We start from the raw sequence: 392 nt of genomic DNA on the forward strand, positions 1-392 counted from the left end.
CGCCTTTCGTATTCGTAATACCTGACGTCCATGCGCATACTGTCTTAAATCTCCTGTGCCAGCTAGTATGGCCGCGGTGAAGATCTTCCCGAGACCTTTTATGGTGCGAAGCTGCTGTGCCATAGGAGAAAGCAGAGCTTCGATGTCCTTTTCAATCTGTTCAAGCATGGGCATGGTGGTAACTCGTTCATATTCTTCAAGAAGCCGTATTAAATCTACCTTCGATTCTTCTACAGCGGTTTGATCTCCGACACTGCGTTTAGCAATGGCTATGAGCTGCGCAGCCTTCTCAATCCCCGTAGAACCCCCAGCGCGCTGCATATGGGTTCTCCAAGCTTTGATTACATCCGGTACTGCATACGTCTCCAAATCCTGTGGGCAAGGGAATGTCT

At 49.2% G+C, this 392-nt stretch carries 1 pseudogene; it reads right to left on the bottom strand.

Annotation, left to right across the window (positions count from 1 at the left end):
• A pseudogene (locus tag AC1DM9_RS34585) lies at positions 1 to 392 on the bottom strand (IS110 family RNA-guided transposase); the annotation flags it as partial.

The sequence above is a fragment of the Paenibacillus sp. 01T431 genome (assembly GCF_056398625.1).